Source organism: Streptomyces sp. SID4985, assembly GCF_009863025.1.
Lineage (GTDB): Bacteria > Actinomycetota > Actinomycetes > Streptomycetales > Streptomycetaceae > Streptomyces.
Map to the genome: position 1 here is coordinate 1 of NZ_WWIR01000253.1, position 14919 is coordinate 14919.

15 protein-coding genes and 2 pseudogenes are annotated in these 14919 nt (G+C 69.2%); 8 read left to right on the forward strand and 9 right to left on the reverse strand.

Annotated elements, in window-relative coordinates; all coding sequences use genetic code 11:
* Window positions 1-61 precede the first annotated feature (61 nt).
* Entirely contained in the window at window positions 62-1528 is a 1467-nt protein-coding gene (locus GTW40_RS10330) for a regulator (RefSeq protein ID WP_161179870.1), read from the reverse strand.
* A 248-nt stretch (window positions 1529-1776) separates the two neighbouring features.
* Here GTW40_RS10330 and lipB point away from each other — a divergent pair, with 248 nt between their 5' ends.
* The 4 genes from lipB (at window position 1777) to GTW40_RS10350 (ending at window position 4941) form a co-directional block, all read left to right on the forward strand.
* A complete protein-coding gene (gene lipB / locus GTW40_RS10335; protein ID WP_161179871.1) occupies window positions 1777-2577 on the forward strand; it encodes a lipoyl(octanoyl) transferase LipB in 801 nt (266 codons plus the stop codon).
* Window positions 2578-2728: 151 nt separating this feature from the next.
* On the forward strand, window positions 2729-3694 hold the full coding sequence (gene lipA / locus GTW40_RS10340; RefSeq protein ID WP_161179872.1) for a lipoyl synthase: 966 nt from the start codon (window positions 2729-2731) through the stop codon (window positions 3692-3694).
* Window positions 3695-3964: 270 nt separating this feature from the next.
* Window positions 3965-4162: a hypothetical protein gene (locus GTW40_RS10345; RefSeq protein WP_161179873.1), complete on the forward strand. Its 198-nt coding sequence runs from the start codon at window positions 3965-3967 to the stop codon at window positions 4160-4162.
* Window positions 4163-4236: 74 nt separating this feature from the next.
* On the forward strand, window positions 4237-4941 hold the full coding sequence (locus tag GTW40_RS10350; RefSeq protein WP_161179874.1) for a DUF4191 domain-containing protein: 705 nt from the start codon (window positions 4237-4239) through the stop codon (window positions 4939-4941).
* 83 nt (window positions 4942-5024) lie between these two features.
* Here the strand turns inward: GTW40_RS10350 and GTW40_RS10355 are convergent, their stop codons facing one another.
* Complete coding sequence (locus GTW40_RS10355; RefSeq protein WP_161179875.1) at window positions 5025-5492, reverse strand: RDD family protein; 468 nt, start codon at window positions 5490-5492, stop codon at window positions 5025-5027.
* 210 nt (window positions 5493-5702) lie between these two features.
* Between GTW40_RS10355 and glnA the strand changes: the two genes are divergently transcribed.
* Window positions 5703-7112: a type I glutamate--ammonia ligase gene (glnA, locus tag GTW40_RS10360; protein ID WP_161179876.1), complete on the forward strand. Its 1410-nt coding sequence runs from the start codon at window positions 5703-5705 to the stop codon at window positions 7110-7112.
* A gap of 59 nt (window positions 7113-7171) precedes the next feature.
* Here glnA and GTW40_RS10365 read toward each other — a convergent pair whose 3' ends face one another.
* From GTW40_RS10365 to GTW40_RS10375, 3 genes are read right to left on the reverse strand one after another with little or no spacing between them, the layout of a single operon-like run.
* On the reverse strand, window positions 7172-7522 hold the full coding sequence (locus tag GTW40_RS10365; RefSeq protein WP_161179877.1) for an ASCH domain-containing protein: 351 nt from the start codon (window positions 7520-7522) through the stop codon (window positions 7172-7174).
* Complete coding sequence (locus tag GTW40_RS10370) at window positions 7519-8637, reverse strand: hypothetical protein (protein ID WP_161179878.1); 1119 nt, start codon at window positions 8635-8637, stop codon at window positions 7519-7521. The genes GTW40_RS10365 and GTW40_RS10370 overlap by 4 nt, the downstream gene beginning before the upstream one ends.
* Window positions 8634-9110 carry an ATP-binding protein gene (locus GTW40_RS10375; protein ID WP_161179879.1) on the reverse strand — a complete coding sequence of 159 codons (477 nt, stop codon included), beginning with the start codon at window positions 9108-9110 and terminating at the stop codon, window positions 8634-8636. Before GTW40_RS10375 ends, GTW40_RS10370 begins: the two co-directional genes overlap by 4 nt.
* A gap of 172 nt (window positions 9111-9282) precedes the next feature.
* Here GTW40_RS10375 and GTW40_RS10380 point away from each other — a divergent pair, with 172 nt between their 5' ends.
* Both GTW40_RS10380 and GTW40_RS10385 read left to right on the forward strand, forming a co-directional pair.
* On the forward strand, window positions 9283-10530 hold the full coding sequence (locus GTW40_RS10380) for an XRE family transcriptional regulator (RefSeq protein ID WP_343245652.1): 1248 nt from the start codon (window positions 9283-9285) through the stop codon (window positions 10528-10530).
* Between the two features lie 14 nt (window positions 10531-10544).
* A complete protein-coding gene (locus GTW40_RS10385; protein ID WP_161179881.1) occupies window positions 10545-11363 on the forward strand; it encodes a class I SAM-dependent methyltransferase in 819 nt (272 codons plus the stop codon).
* 83 nt (window positions 11364-11446) lie between these two features.
* On the opposite strand, the pseudogene GTW40_RS10390 reads toward GTW40_RS10385, so the two are convergent.
* Window positions 11447-11638 (reverse strand): annotated as a pseudogene (locus GTW40_RS10390) (hypothetical protein); the annotation flags it as partial.
* Between the two features lie 77 nt (window positions 11639-11715).
* Between GTW40_RS10390 and GTW40_RS10395 the strand changes: the two are divergent.
* A complete protein-coding gene (locus tag GTW40_RS10395; protein ID WP_202485674.1) occupies window positions 11716-12936 on the forward strand; it encodes a hypothetical protein in 1221 nt (406 codons plus the stop codon).
* A gap of 94 nt (window positions 12937-13030) precedes the next feature.
* Here the strand turns inward: GTW40_RS10395 and GTW40_RS10400 are convergent, their stop codons facing one another.
* From GTW40_RS10400 to GTW40_RS10410, 3 genes and pseudogenes are all read right to left on the reverse strand, one after another.
* Window positions 13031-13450 (reverse strand): PIN domain-containing protein, encoded by a 420-nt coding sequence (locus GTW40_RS10400; protein ID WP_161179882.1) that lies wholly within the window; start codon window positions 13448-13450, stop codon window positions 13031-13033.
* Entirely contained in the window at window positions 13447-13734 is a 288-nt protein-coding gene (locus tag GTW40_RS10405; RefSeq protein ID WP_161179883.1) for a hypothetical protein, read from the reverse strand. Before GTW40_RS10405 ends, GTW40_RS10400 begins: the two co-directional genes overlap by 4 nt.
* 987 nt (window positions 13735-14721) lie before the next feature.
* A pseudogene (locus GTW40_RS10410) lies at window positions 14722-14919 on the reverse strand (hypothetical protein); the annotation flags it as partial.

Here is a 14919-nt window from a genome sequence, read left to right on the forward strand (position 1 = left end):
GGGCCGCACGCGGGCCCGGGGAGGCCGTACGCGGGCCCTGGGAAGCCGTACGGGCCGCCGCTCAGCCCAGGGCGGCGGTCCGCTCCCGGTAGCCCCGGGCCGGGGCCGCGTCGCGGTACGGCTCCAGGCGGCGCTCGAAGTCCCTGACGTACTCGACCGCGCGCACCGAGCGCATCTCCGCCGCCTGGGCCGCCGCGTCGGCGGCCAGCGCGCACGCCTGGTCGAGTTCGCCGAGGCCGAGCCGGGCGGTGGCGAGGACCACCCGGCAGAACAGCCTGCTGCGGGCGTGCGCCGGTCCGCGCAGCCGCAGCGCGCGCTCCGCGTGCTGCGCGGCCGCGCGGAACTGCTGGAGGTCCCGGTGGCAGTGGCCCAGCTCGTCCGCGAGCTGGCCCTCGTCGAAGAAGCGCGCCCAGTGCGGCACCTCGTCGCCGGGCCGGGCGGCCTCCAGGGCGCGTTCGGCGCGCAGTAGTGCGGTGGTGCACGCCCGCGCCTCCCCGAGCATCGCGTGCGCCCGCGCCTCCGCCGCGTGCAGGAGCGACTGGACGACCGGGGGCGCCGCCGTGCCGACCCCCTGCTGGGCGACCCGGGCGAGCTGCAGGGCCTCCCTGCCGTGCCCGAGGTAGACGGCCTGACGGCTCATGGTGACCAGCACGTACGAGCCGTAGGACCGGTCCCCGGCGGCCTGCGCGAGCCGCAGCGCCTGGACGAAGTAGCGCTGGGCGAGCCCGTGGGCGGCGATGTCGTACGACGTCCAGCCCGCGAGCCGGGTGAGGTCGGCGGCGGCGCCGAAGAGCCGGCGGCCGGTCTGCTCGGAGTAGACCCCGCGCAGCATCGGCTCGCACTCGTGCTCCAGATAGCGCACCAGGGCCTGCCGGGCGTGGCCGCCGCCGTACTGGTCGTCCAGGGTGCGGAACAGCTCACCGACCGAGCGCAGCGCGGCGATGTCGCCCGAGGTGACCCGGTGTCCGGAGGAGCGGTCGGGGTGGCCGGGCGGCCGGAGCGCGCCGGGGACCGGCTCGGCCCGGCCGGGTGTGCTGCCGTGGCGGCCCTGCGCGGGCACCCGGGGTGCCGGTTCGCGGGCCACCCGGTCGTCGGCCCTGCCGATCAGCCAGTCCCGGCTGGGCACCACGAGCCCGGCCGGGGTGAAGGCGATCCGGCGCAGCTCGGCATGGCTGCCGGAGTCCTTGCGCCACAGCGCGCCGACGATGTCCACGGCCTCCTCCGGCGTGGACGCGAACTCGAGCCCGGCGTACACCGGCGCGCACGCGTCCAGACCGAGGTCCTGCGCGGTGAGCCTGCGCCCGAGGCGGCGCGTGAAGACCTCGGCGATGAGCGCGGGGGTGGTGCCCCGGGGCTGCTGGCCGCGCAGCCAGCGGGTGACGGAGGTCTTGTCGTATCTGAGGTCCAGCCCGTGCTCCAGGCCGAGCTGGTCGACGCGCCGGGCCAGACCCGCGTTGGAGAACCCCGCCTCTGCGATGAGCGCGGCGAGCTGGCGGTTGGGGGTGCGCTGCGCGGGTCGGTCCGTCATCTGTGGTGCGGTCTCCTGCCTTCCAGCTCCCTGAGGTGCCGGGATCGCCTGTGAGCAGCCCTTTCGGCCGCACGAACGGCGCGAATGTAGCGGAGAGTGAGCAAGTAGTCGCACATTCCGCCGCGCATTCATCCGATCGTGTGAGCATCACCCGTGGGACTGACGTGTCCGGGCCGGACGTACAGTGGCGTGGGCGCCCGACGCGCCTGACAGACCCGACGAGGGGCAGCCTGAGGGAGGCGCTTGCCGTGAGTGAGTTGCGGTTCGTCCACATGGGGTTCGGCGCGGACGCCGTCGAGTACCAGGAGGCGTGGGACGAGCAGCGCCGGGTGCACGCCGCCCGGTTCGCCGACGAGGTCCCCGACACCGTGCTGCTCCTCGAACACCCCCCGGTGTACACGGCGGGCCGCCGCACCGAGGACAGCGAGCGCCCGCTCGACGGCACCCCGGTGGTGGACGTGGACCGGGGCGGCAAGATCACCTGGCACGGCCCCGGCCAGCTGGTGGGCTACCCGATCCAGAAGCTGCCCCGCCCGGTCGACGTGATCGCCCACGTACGCCGCCTGGAGGAGGCCCTGATCCGCGCCTGCGCGGAGTTCGGCCTGGAGACCAGCCGCGTCGAGGGCCGCAGCGGGGTCTGGGTGCTCGGCGACCCGGTCGAGCAGCGCCCCGCGCTCGGCGGGCTCTCCCTGGACTTCGACCCGCGGCTGAACGACGAGGAGTTCGACCCCCGGATGAACGGCCCGGAGTACGCGCCCTCCAACGCGGGCCAGCGCCGCGAGGACCGCAAGATCGCCGCGATCGGCATCCGCGTCGCCAAGGGCGTCACGATGCACGGCTTCGCCCTCAACGTGAACCCGGACAACCGCTGGTTCGACCGCATCATCCCCTGCGGCATCCGTGACGCCGGAGTGGCCTCGCTCGCGAACGAACTGGGCCGGGACGTCACGATCGCCGAGGTCGTGCCGGTGGTCGAGCGGCACCTGCGGGCCGTCATGGAGAACGCGGACCTCAAGCCCCGGGTGATCGAGAAGACCGCCGCGGTCTGATCGGACCGACCGGGAACGGTCCGATCGGTCCGACCGGGAATTCGGCCTGCGTCCGCGAGGTTTTCCTCACCCGTAGGGCCCAATGAACACGGGCGTACTCTGTGTACGCCGAAGAATCGAAGACTACTTCGCAACAAGCAGGGAGCCGGTCGTGTCCGCAGTCGCACCCGACGGACGCAAGATGCTGCGCCTGGAGGTCCGCAACAGCCAGACCCCCATCGAGCGCAAGCCCGAGTGGATCAAGACCCGGGCGAAAATGGGCCCCGAGTACACGAAGATGCAGAACCTCGTGAAGAGCGAGGGCCTGCACACGGTGTGCCAGGAGGCCGGCTGCCCCAACATCTACGAATGCTGGGAGGACCGCGAGGCCACCTTCCTCATCGGCGGCGACCAGTGCACCCGGCGCTGCGACTTCTGCCAGATCGACACCGGCAAGCCCGAGGCCCTGGACCGCGACGAGCCGCGCCGCGTGGGCGAGTCCGTGGTCACCATGGACCTCAACTACGCCACGATCACCGGCGTCGCCCGCGACGACCTGGAGGACGGCGGCGCCTGGCTGTACGCCGAGACCGTGCGCCAGATCCACGCCCAGACCGCGGGCCGCGAGACCGGCCGCACCAAGGTCGAGCTGCTGGCCCCCGACTTCAACGCGGTGCCCGAACAGCTCGCCGAGGTCTTCGCCTCCCGCCCCGAGGTCTTCGCGCACAACGTCGAGACGGTCCCGCGCATCTTCAAGCGCATCCGCCCCGGCTTCCGCTACGAGCGCTCGCTGAAGGTCATCACCGAGGCCCGCGACTTCGGCCTGGTCACCAAGTCCAACCTGATCCTCGGCATGGGCGAGACCCGCGAGGAGATCAGCGAGGCGCTGCGCCAGTTGCACGAGGCCGGATGCGAGCTGATCACCATCACCCAGTACCTGCGCCCCTCGCTGCGTCACCACCCGGTGGAGCGCTGGGTCAAGCCGCAGGAGTTCGTGGAGCTGAAGGAGGAGGCCGAGGAGATCGGCTTCTCCGGTGTGATGTCCGGCCCGCTGGTCCGCTCGTCGTACCGCGCCGGCCGCCTGTACCAGATGGCGATCGAGAAGCGGGGCGCATTCGTGGCGAGCCAGGCGGTCTGACGTACCCCTGGCGCACGCCCGTCGCACCCATGCGGTGTGAGCAAGCCGTGTGAATTCACGCACAAGTTCCTACTGGCCAGTAATGGCCGAGTCGACGCGGTCCCGGCCGTCCTCCCTGATGAGGGCACCCGCCGGGACCGCGTCGTCGTACGCGGGGCGCGCACCAGCCCTTCACTGGCGTTTGACCGGCCGGTCACGCCCTGGTAACACCAATCAGTGACCCTGGAATCACGCCCCGTACTCCACCCGCTCCGAGGGGGGACCTCGATCATGCAGGCCGCACCCGTCCGCGCCAACGCCATCCCGTCCCTCAGCGGCGCCCTGCGCGCCGTCGAGTCCCTGCTGATGAACGGCGGTCAGCGCACCGCCCGCCGCAACGCCTGGACGTCGGTCCTGGAGGACCGCCGCCGGGCCAAGGACCGCGTCGAGGCCCAGCAGGTCCTCGACCGCGCCGCCGCCCGTCTCTGACCCTCCCCCGCCCCGGTGTGACGCTTCCGACACCGCCGTCGAGAGTGCGCCGGAGGCCACGTAGACTTCGTGGCATGGCGAGGAAGGAAACCGCGGCGGACGCCGCGAACGCAGGGCGACTGAAGCAGATCGCTCTCACGTACAAGATGACCCAGAAGGCCGACAAGACGATCGGCCTGGTACTGGCTGCCGTCGCACTCGGTATCTTCGGTGTCCTCCTCGTGATCGGCTTCCTGGTCGGGCATCCGTACTACTTCGGCTTCGCGGGCCTGCTGATCGGTCTGCTGTCCGCGGCCGTCGTGTTCGGCCGCCGGGCCGAGCGGGCCGCCTTCGGGCAGATGGAGGGCAGGCCGGGCGCCGCCGCGGCGGTGCTGGACAACATCGGCCGGGGCTGGAGCACCACCCCCGCCGTGGCGATGAACCGCAGCCAGGACGTCGTGCACCGCGCGGTCGGCAAGGCCGGCATCGTGCTCGTCGCGGAGGGCAACCCGAACCGGGTGAAGAGCCTGCTCGCGGCCGAGAAGAAGAAGATGAACCGCATCGTCGCGGACGTGCCCGTGCACGACCTGATCGTGGGCGGCGGCGAGGGTCAGGTCGACCTGAAGAAGCTGCGCACGACGATGCTGAAGTACCCGCGCGTCCTGACCGGCCCGCAGGTGACCGCCACCAACGACCGGCTGCGCGCGCTCGGCGACCTGATGACCAACATGCCGCTCCCGAAGGGGCCCATGCCCAAGGGGATGCGGATGCCGAAGGGCGGCAGCCCGAAGTCGCGCTGACGGGTTTTCGTAGTCGTACGAGAGTGGGGCCCGGCCGGAGGAAGTCCTCCCGGCCGGGCCCCACTCTCGTATCCGCTTGTGGACTAGATGCGGACCTCGACGGTCTTGGCGAGGCGGTCGTGCAGGCCGCGGCCGTCGCGGTCCCAGACCAGGGCGGGGACGGCGAGGCAGAGCAGGACGGTACGGAGCAGGGCGCGCGCCGGGTTGACGACGCCGGTCTCCAGGGCGACCACACGCAGCCCGAAGAGCCGCTTGCCCGGGGTGAAGCCGAGGGTGCCGACCAGGAGCGCGCTCATCGCGAAGAAGACGAGGAGCGCCCAGTTGCTGGTGGCGGGGCTGTTGCCGTGGGTGATCAGGCCGTATGCGATCAGGACGCACAGCCCCCAGTCCACGGCGAGCGCGCCGAGCCGCCTGCCGGGCCGGGCGACCGAGTTCGCACCGTCCTCGGGAAGCCCGAGCTGCTCGCCCCGGTACCCGAAGTCCGCGCCCGCCTCTTCCATGGCCGCGCGGGGCCCGGAGAGCCACGATCCCATTGCTTGCCTGTTGTCCACCCGTCCACGGTACTGTGCCGGGTTTTGATCACTGCCTGGAGGGGGGTTCCGGGGCTACGGTGGAGGGGCGGCCGGTTAACTTCTGCGAAACAAACGAGTCACGCCCGAGAAACCGCGCGTCCCTAGTGTCGGAAAAAGCGTGTGCCACCGCACTGGCCGCACAACCCGATCTACCACCCCGACCGGACGGCCGGGAGTAGGAGGAGCTGGATGTTCCAGAACGCCGACGACGCCAAGAAGTTCATCGCGGACGAGGACGTCAAGTTCGTAGACGTACGTTTCTGCGACCTGCCGGGCGTCATGCAGCACTTCACCGTCCCCGTCGAGGCGTTCGACCCGGACGAGGAGCTGGCCTTCGACGGCTCGTCGATCCGCGGCTTCCAGGCCATCCACGAGTCCGACATGGCGCTGCGCGCCGACCTGTCGACGGCCCGCATGGACCCGTTCCGCCGCGACAAGACGCTGAACATCAACTTCTTCATCCACGACCCGATCACGGGCGAGCAGTACTCCCGCGACCCGCGCAACGTGGCGAAGAAGGCCGAGGCGTACCTCGCCTCCACGGGCATCGCGGACACCGCGTTCTTCGGCCCCGAGGCGGAGTTCTACGTCTTCGACTCGGTCCGCTTCGCCACCAGCGCGAACGAGGCGTTCTACCACATCGACTCCGAGGCCGGCGCCTGGAACACCGGTGCGGTCGAGAACAACCGCGGCTACAAGGTCCGCTACAAGGGCGGCTACTTCCCGGTGGCCCCGGTGGACCACTTCGCCGACCTGCGCGCGGAGATCTCCCTGGAGCTGGACAAGGCGGGCCTCAAGGTCGAGCGCCAGCACCACGAGGTGGGCACCGCCGGCCAGGCGGAGATCAACTACAAGTTCAACACGCTGCTCGCCGCCGCGGACGACCTCCAGCTCTTCAAGTACATCGTGAAGAACGTCGCCTGGCGCAACGGCAAGACCGCGACCTTCATGCCGAAGCCGATCTTCGGCGACAACGGCTCGGGCATGCACGTCCACCAGTCCCTGTGGTCCGGCGGCGACCCGCTCTTCTACGACGAGGCCGGTTACGCGGGCCTGTCGGACATGGCCCGCTACTACATCGGCGGCATCCTCAAGCACGCCCCGTCGCTGCTGGCGTTCACCAACCCGACGGTGAACTCGTACCACCGCCTGGTGCCGGGCTTCGAGGCGCCGATCAACCTGGTGTACTCGCAGCGCAACCGCTCCGCGGCGATGCGTATCCCGATCACGGGCTCCAACCCGAAGGCCAAGCGCGTCGAGTTCCGCGCGCCCGACTCCTCCGGCAACCCGTACCTCGCCTTCTCCGCCCTGCTCCTCGCGGGCCTGGACGGCATCAAGAACAAGATCGAGCCCGCCGAGCCGATCGACAAGGACCTCTACGAGCTGGCCCCCGAGGAGCACGCCAGCGTCGCCCAGGTCCCCACCTCCCTCGGCGCCGTCCTCGACCGCCTCGAAGCCGACCACGACTTCCTCCTCCAGGGCGACGTCTTCACCCCGGACCTCATCGAGACGTGGATCGACTACAAGCGCACGAACGAGATCGCTCCGCTGGCGCTGCGGCCGCATCCGCACGAGTTCGAGCTGTACTACGACGTGTGATCGTCGCTGCGTGAAGAAGGCCGCTGCCCCCGTCTCCGACTCCGGAGGCGGGGGCAGGTCTATACCCGCTCAATCTCCACGGCCAGGACGCCAAGAGTCTCTTTGTCGGGCGGGTAGATCGCGCGGATGTTGGTGAGTTGCCGCTCTCGGTCGGCTGTTGGGTTGACCTTGTGAGGGCCCTCGGTGTCCAGCATGGTCTCGAAGTCGGCGTATTCCGTGACGCGGAGGACTCGCACGTCGCAGGTCTCGTCGGTGTGCTTGACGCGGAAGCGGATGATGTCGCCAGTGGCGAGGTCGGAGAGATGCGGGTACTTGACGCGGACCTCGATGGTCTTGGTGCCCGCGGCCACGAGGTCGAAGTACTGCCGGTAGAGGTTGAGCTCGTGGACGCGGGTGGTGCTGTCGGTCATCGGGAGGGGACGCTCCTGGGCGACGGCTCGTTGATCAGACGGCCGATCTCGGCGGCTGAGTACGAGCGAAAGAAGTGGCGAGGGTCTGAGAGCAGTGTCTCGGCCATGGCGAGCATCCGGTCGACGTACTCGGTGATGGTGCCGGGCCACTGACGGGTATCGAGCATCCAGGGAGCAACACCCTCGGGCAAGGGGGCACGGCCCTCTCGTATGAGGGATTTTGACAGCTTGGCGCCCGTCTCCGTCACGATCTGAGGGCAGAAAAGGCGGGCCGGGAGCTGGGCGCGGGTGAGGCCGACGGCATGGAGGGCTTCGTCGACGAGGTGGGAGCCGAAGACCCAGTCGCCGCCCTTGACCATGACGTGCAGTGTGCCAGGAGGGCTGGTCAGGGCGAGTTCCTTGACCAGGTTGCGGTACAGGGTGGCCAGGTCCAGGTACGGGTCGGCAGCGGGCGAGACGGTGGCCTCGTACGGGCCGTGGTGGAGACAGACGGCGGAGATCTCGGCCGACTCGGGAGCCACCAGGTGGTGGACCCGCGTTCGTTCGGCGTGTTTCTCCGCCCAGCCGCAGCCGGGACGCGGACAGGGGACGCGGAGATGCGGAGTGCCGGTGGAAGGGGCGAGCCACCAGCGGGCGGCGTCGAGGCGCGGGAGCAGCCGGAGCCAGGTGCGCCGGAAGTGTTCGCCGGCCTGCTGCTGGGTGTACGTCTCGATGCGGTGCGGGATGCCCAGGCGGTGAGACAGAGTGGTGAAGAGGGGCAGGTAGAGGGAGGCGACGAGGTCGAGAAGGGCCTGCTCGCCAAGGGCCTGGGCGTAGGCGCGCTGGTAGCGATGGCCACTGGCGGGGTCGGTGACGAGTTCGTACGGGGCGTTGTCCAGGGCGCTGAAGAGCACCTCCGTGGAAAGCCCGAAGCGGTCGCGCAGGCGGGCGGCCATGGCGAAGGTCAGGGACTGCACCAGTGAGGTGCCGATGTGCGGAGCGCCGTTGATCTGGGTGCCGACGACCAGCACGATCCGCTCGGGCCGGGTGCCCAGGATGCGCGGGGTCAGTACGTCCTCCGCATGGTGCAGGGCGTTGGCGAGGACAGTGTTCGGTGAGACGAGGTATGGGGTCATGCCGTGTCCTTCCGGGACGCCACCCCGCTCCCGGTACGGATGAACGCGGCCCACACACACTTGCCGGGGCCCGTCCTCTCCCGCACACCCCAACTGTCCGCAGTGGCCGACACGATCAACAACCCGCGACCCCCGACGTCGGACTCCTCGGGCGCGCGTTGTGCCGGAGCCTCGTCGCTGGCGTCGTGGACCTCAATGAGCAGATGGTCGGCGAAGGAGTCGACGCGTACGAGGATGAGGCGCCCTGCGGGTGTTCCGTGGAGCACGGCATTGGTGACGAGCTCCGAGGCGCACAGCCGCATGTCGTCGAGTCGGCTGGTCTCGCCCCATTCGGCGAGCGTGGCGACGACAAAGCCACGCGCGATGCGTGGCGTGGTCCGGCGGCGAGGGAAGAGCGCGGTGCGGTGCCGTTCCGTGGTCGGAGGTAGATCCTGCGAGGCGTCGGGGACCTCATCGGTGAGTTTGCTTGCCATGGTCAACAGCAAAGCTGCTTGACTCATTTGGGTCGGGAGCCAGCGCGGGGGCCATGTCGGGGGCCACTATGGGGGCCACAGTCCACGGCTCCGGGGAGAGGGGATGCGCGAATCAGGGATCGGCGTACTACTCACCCAGTTACGCACTGAGCGTGGGTGGACCCAGCAGCGGGTGGCCGACGAGTACAACGCCGTCGAGGGCAGTTCCGCCAAGACCGGTAAGGAGATCGGACGCTACGAGCGCGAGGCTCGTATCCCCGTCCCGTACACGCGGAGATATTTGGCACGGGTGTTCTCCATCGATGCCGCAATGCTCGATCGTGCTGTCGCTGTCAGCAAGAGTCGGAAGGGCGAGCCGGAGTCGGCTCTCGAGCCTCGGACCCGGCCTTCTCCACAAGGGGCGTACCCGCTTTCCGTTCGAGCCGTCTCAGACGATGCGGCGGTGTCCGCCGACTTCGCGCGGTTCGTCGCCGCACGCAACGCTGATGAGGTCGTCGTCGAGCAGTTGGAAGCCGACGTGGCCTGGCTCGCTCGGTCATACGTCAGTCATCCGCTGCTGGAGATGCACTCGCAGATCAAGCGGTTGCGGGACGGCGTGTACGAGCTGCTGCGAGGACGCCAGCGTCCTCGCCAGACCGCTGATCTCTATGTCGCGGCATCGAGATTGAGTGGGCTGTCGGCCCACGTCTGTCTGGACCTGGGCGCCTACGACTCCGCCGCTACCCATGCGCGAACTGCTCGGACGTGTGCAGAAGCAGCCGGGCACGAGGGCATGTTGGCGTGGGTGCGGGCGGTCGAATCGCTGATCGCCTACTGGAACGGCCGGTACGATCAGGCGGCTCGGCTGGCCCGAGCCGGCCTTCACCACCGGGCCCGTGGGAGCATCGAAGCCCGGCTGGCCAGTCTTGAGGCGAGGGCGCTAGCGCTCCAAGGCGACTGCGCAGGCGCCCGTGCGGCCCTGGCCGATGCCGAGCGATACCGCGATGCCATGTCCAGCCAAGACGAGTTACCCGGCGTCTTCGCCTTCCCGGGCGCCAAGCAGTTCGCGTACGCGGGGACGACTCAACTGGCAATGGGCGGCCGCGAGCAGGTCCAGCATGCGATCACCAGCGCCAAGGCTGCGATCCAGCTCTATTGCTGCGCCGAGGAAGACGACCAGTCGGTCGGCGACCTGTACGCCGCGCATCTCGATCTGGCTCGTGGCCACCTGCTCCTGGGCGATCTGGAGGGCACAGAGGTGATGCTGAAGTACGTCCTCAACTCCGCCCCCGAGCGCATGTCGGCCAGCATCGTGCGCAGGATCACGGACCTGGGCCGCGAACTGAAGGCGCCACAGTACGTTGGGACGGCGCAGGCCGTACACCTGCGTGAGCGACTCCAGTACACGGCCGCCCTAGCGGCCTCGACCACCGCCCCCTGACCGGAGCTGCCGCCGTGACCGACCAGTCCGCCGCACACGCCGCCGCCGTCACCGACCGGGACCGTCTCGCCCGGAGCGCCTACAGCAGTGACCGGGATCTCGCGGCCCGCCAGTCTCTCTACCGGTGGCAGACACCGCGCTACGACTTGCCCGGCATCGTGGCCGAGAAACTGCGCGGCGTGCGCGGACGGGTGGTCGATGTCGGTTGCGGCAACGGGAAGTTCATCCGGCGACTGCGTGAGGAAAGGCCGGACCTGGCGCTGCTGGGCCTCGATATTGCGCCCGGCATCGTCTCCGGTGTACCCGGCCCGGTCGCCGTGGCGGATGCGACCGCGTTGCCACTGGCGGCGGACAGTGCCGATGCCGCTCTGGCGATGCACATGCTGTACCACGTCGCCGACATCCCGCAGGCGGTGCGGGAGCTGTCCCGTGTCGTCACCGACCGTGGGCTGGTCATCGCATCCACAAACAGCGACCGGGACAAGTCCGAGCTCGATGGCCTCTGGCAGCGGGCCGCCGGAGACGTCCTCGGCACGAAACGGGGTCCGGGGCGTATCTCTCTGAGCGCCCGCTTCTCCCTGGAGAAGGCGCCTGTCTTCCTTGGGCAGGCGTTCGGCCACATCGAGACGATCGAGCTGCCCGGCACCATCACCGTTCACGACCCGGAGCCCGTCATCGCGCACATGGCCTCCTACCAGGCTTGGGCGGACCAGCACGACGTCCCGTTCCAGGACACCATCGACAGGGCCCGCGCCATCCTTGTCGACCACCTGGCACGGCACGGCGCCTTCCGGATCACCTGCCTGGGCGGCGTACTCGTGTGCCGCTTGTGACCGCCTTCGTCGCGCCAGAACGGGTGTGCCCCCGTCTCCGAGTCCGGAGCCGGGGGCACACCCATGTCCACCGCTGGTCCTTCTCAGACCTCGTACCGGCCGACTTCGAGGAAGTGGCGCAGGGCCTCCGGGGTGCCGTCGTCCAGGGCCGCGTTCGCGGCGGCGCGGAGGGCGGGGGTGGTGCCGGGGGCGGCGAGGAGTGTGGTGATGGCGACGCGGTCGTCCTCGGCCTGGGCGAGCCGGTAGCCGGTCTCCAGCCAGGCGCGGATCTCGGCCGGGGTCGTTGTGGTTCCGAGAGTCGGACTCGCGAAGTGATGACGCGCTCCGTGCGGAACTCGTTCGGCTACGCGAGATGCTGTCCCTCGCCGAACGTGCCCTCAGTGATCTGCGCTCAGAGCTGGAGGAGAGCAGCGCGGCCGATGCTGTTCTCCGGCAGGAGCTCCGTCGGGCCGTCGCTGGCGCGAGGGACGCCAACCAAGAGGTCGAAGCCGCACGGGAGCTGGTTGAAGCCCGTGAATCAGTCGTCGCTCAGGTCGAACTCGATCTCCTGCGCCTGGAGCGCTCCGCGTCCGCGATCGAAAAGCTGTCTCCCTTCGACTTCGTCGTCTGCCCTCGCTGCATGCAGCGGTTGGAAGGACGGCCGGTCCAAGAGGACCACTGCATTGTCTGCCTGCAACACGATCCCCCGGACGAGTCCGTCGACCCTGCAGCCATCCAGCAGACCCGGGAGGCCCTTGAGAGGCAGCTCCAGGACGCACAAGCTGTTCGCGAAGCTGATGCGCAGGTTCTTGCAGCTGCGCGCGACCGCGTCCAGCAGGCCGACTTCCTCACCACCACCCTGCGACGGGAGCTGGACGTGCAGACCCGGGACATCGTCGCGCCCAGGTTCGACGCGATCGCCGGTTCCAGCGCCCGCGTAGCCTCGCTCAGAGCGAGCATCGACGCCGTCACCCAGCTGCGTGATGCCTGGGCTCGCGCGCGGTCCATCAACCAAGAGGTCAAGGACCTCAAGGCGACCCGCACGCGCGTCCAGACCGACGTCAAGAGTCGCACCCTGGCCCTCGCAGCCCGCGGCCAACTCGTAGACGACCTGAGCCAGGAGTTCTTCACCCTGCTCGCCGAGCTGCACCTGCCTTGGGTACAAACGGCGGTCATCGACCCGAAGACCTATCTGCCGGTGATCGACGGCAATCCCTTCGAGAGCCTGCAGGCTTCCGGCGGCGGCATCACGACATGCGTGAGCATCGCCTACAGCCTCGCCCTACTGGAATTCGGGCTCACCCACCCTGATGTCCTCGTCCCCTCCCTGCTGATCATCGACTCCCCGCGCAAGGCACTGGGCAACAACCCAGACGACCAGGAACGCGGAAACCGCATCTACGACCGCTTCAAGGCACTCGCAGACGCCTACGGCGACCGAGTACAGCTGATCATCGCTGACAACGACACCGCTCCCATCCCTAGCGACACCTTCAGTACCATCCCCCTCGACTACAACCGCCCCATGGTCCCCGGCGTAGTACACCCTGGGCCTGAGCATGTTCACCGTGCCGAACACAGCTATGAGGCATAGGCCCGCGGCTGGCCATCGGGTCTGCGGGTCTGATGCAGCTTTGGGTGACAGGTTGACCTGCCCCACTCCGTGGGCGTTGCCGTCGCCGCTGCCGTCAGATCAGGTCGGGAAGCAGGGTGAAGTAGTCCACGTGCTTGGGCTGGACGACAGCGAAGTGACGGCGGTCGAGAGTGGCGATACGCCGGGCTCCATGGCGTTCGGCGACTGCGATCACGGAGGCGTCGACCGCTCCGAGGGGGAAACTGTCGTACTGCTCGATGAGTTCACCGACGCGAAGGAGGTCGTCAGGGGTGACGTTGTCGAGCTCCAAGTGGCCACTGGCAACGTGGTCGATGAACGTACGTTCCACGCGTGGCCAACGTTCCAGCTGCCAGCTGACCTCGGCCAGGACGGTAGAGGGCAGGATCTTCCGGCCTCGGAGCCGAGAGAAGAAGTCCACGCAGCGGGCGTGGTGGTTGTCCCTGGCGTTGAAGAACGCGACGAGGGGTCCGGTGTCGAGGATCGTGACGGTCACCCGGCGGCACTCCCGCGCCTGTCGCCGCGGGCTGCGATGTAGGCGTCATGATTCTCCGCGTAGTCGGCGGGGGCGTCGATACTGCCGGCGAGAGCGAGGAAGCTGGCCGGAAGCAGGTCACCCTCGTCGTCGTCCGCCTCGTCAGTCTGCTCTTCCGCTCGCGGCGGGAGGACGTCGGCGAACTCTTCGTCCTGGCTGATGATCAGGCGGAGGCGGCGGGCCTGCCGAGGACTGAGGTGTTCCACCGCGTACCGCAGGTCTTCGTAGTCGCGTGCTGCCGTCATGGCTCAAGTCTGGCACGTAGGCCCCTTCGGCGTCCTGGGGCAGCGCCCTTTGCCTCCCCAGTCCGCACAGACGGGCCCGAAGCCGGGATCTGGCAGCGTTCGGGCCTGAGCGGGATGGGTCCCTCGTCGGTCGGGGAGCTTCGCCGGACCAGAGTTCCCCAATGGCTATCAGGGCCCACAACCGTGACGCGTACCTGCGTGCAGCCGGTTGGGCCTCGGCCACCGACAGTCAGCCACGACGGCGGGTACGCCGGACGGTCACCCGCCACGTGTGTCTCGCTAAGTCCCCTCCGGCACCAGCCACTGCCCATGTCGTCACAGCCCGGGCCAGCATGACAGGCCCAGCCGTGCGGGACGACGGTTCGGCCGAGTCACGGTTTCGCTGCTCTGTCGGTCGGGTCCATAGGTGTACGCGGTGAGTGGGCGGTGGGCGTCGCCGGCGGGGCGATAGACAGGAGCGGGCGACGGTCACCGGCCGCCGGCGCGCGGCGGCCCACGTGAGCGGGACGCCTTTGACCGCGCCATGTTCTGCCGTTGTAGCCGCAGCCGGCCGCAAGCCCGTGGGCCGAAGCTTCCGGCAGGACGGGCCTGAGCGGGATGGGTTCCCGGTACGCCTCCGACTTCTCCGCCCTGAGAGGCTCAGCCAGCATGGCGCTGACCAACGCGGCACGGGCCGCTATTGCGAGCCATAACTTGAGCCTCACGATCGCGTGATCCATTTTTCACTCTGCGTAAGTGCGTGCACCGGGTACCCGACGCCGGAGCCAAGCCGCGCACCACCCTGCGGAACATCTACGGGCAATCCGCCTGACCCGGTGTGCAACGCCTGTGCAAGATGATCTCCGCGAAGACCAGAATGCGCAGGTCAGGACGCCGGGTGTGCATTACTACGACGTGTGATCGTCGGCGCCTGATCGACGCTTATGGGTGTGCCCCCGTCTCCGAGTCCTGAGCCGGGGGCACACCCATGTCCACCGCTGGTCCTTCTCAGACCTCGTACCGGCCGACTTCGAGGAAGTGGCGCAGGGCCTCTGGGGTGCCGTCGTCCAGGGCCGCGTTCGCGGCGGCGCGGAGGGCGGGGGTGGTGTCGGGGGCGGCGAGGAGTGTGGTGATGGCGACGCGGTCGTCCTCGGCCTGGGCGAGCCGGTAGCCGGTCTCCAGCCAGGCGCGGATCTCGGCCGGGGT

Coding starts and splice junctions, on each gene's coding strand:
- GTW40_RS10330 (WP_161179870.1), bottom strand. CDS start 1,528: ATGACGGACCGACCCGCGCAGCGCACCCCCAACCGCCAGCTCGCCGCG.
- GTW40_RS10345 (WP_161179873.1), top strand. CDS start 3,965: ATGCAGGCCGCACCCGTCCGCGCCAACGCCATCCCGTCCCTCAGCGGC.
- GTW40_RS10350 (WP_161179874.1), top strand. CDS start 4,237: ATGGCGAGGAAGGAAACCGCGGCGGACGCCGCGAACGCAGGGCGACTG.
- glnA (WP_161179876.1), top strand. CDS start 5,703: ATGTTCCAGAACGCCGACGACGCCAAGAAGTTCATCGCGGACGAGGAC.
- GTW40_RS10365 (WP_161179877.1), bottom strand. CDS start 7,522: ATGACCGACAGCACCACCCGCGTCCACGAGCTCAACCTCTACCGGCAG.
- GTW40_RS10370 (WP_161179878.1), bottom strand. CDS start 8,637: ATGACCCCATACCTCGTCTCACCGAACACTGTCCTCGCCAACGCCCTG.
- GTW40_RS10375 (WP_161179879.1), bottom strand. CDS start 9,110: ATGGCAAGCAAACTCACCGATGAGGTCCCCGACGCCTCGCAGGATCTA.
- GTW40_RS10395 (WP_202485674.1), top strand. CDS start 11,716: ATGCTGTCCCTCGCCGAACGTGCCCTCAGTGATCTGCGCTCAGAGCTG.
- GTW40_RS10405 (WP_161179883.1), bottom strand. CDS start 13,734: ATGACGGCAGCACGCGACTACGAAGACCTGCGGTACGCGGTGGAACAC.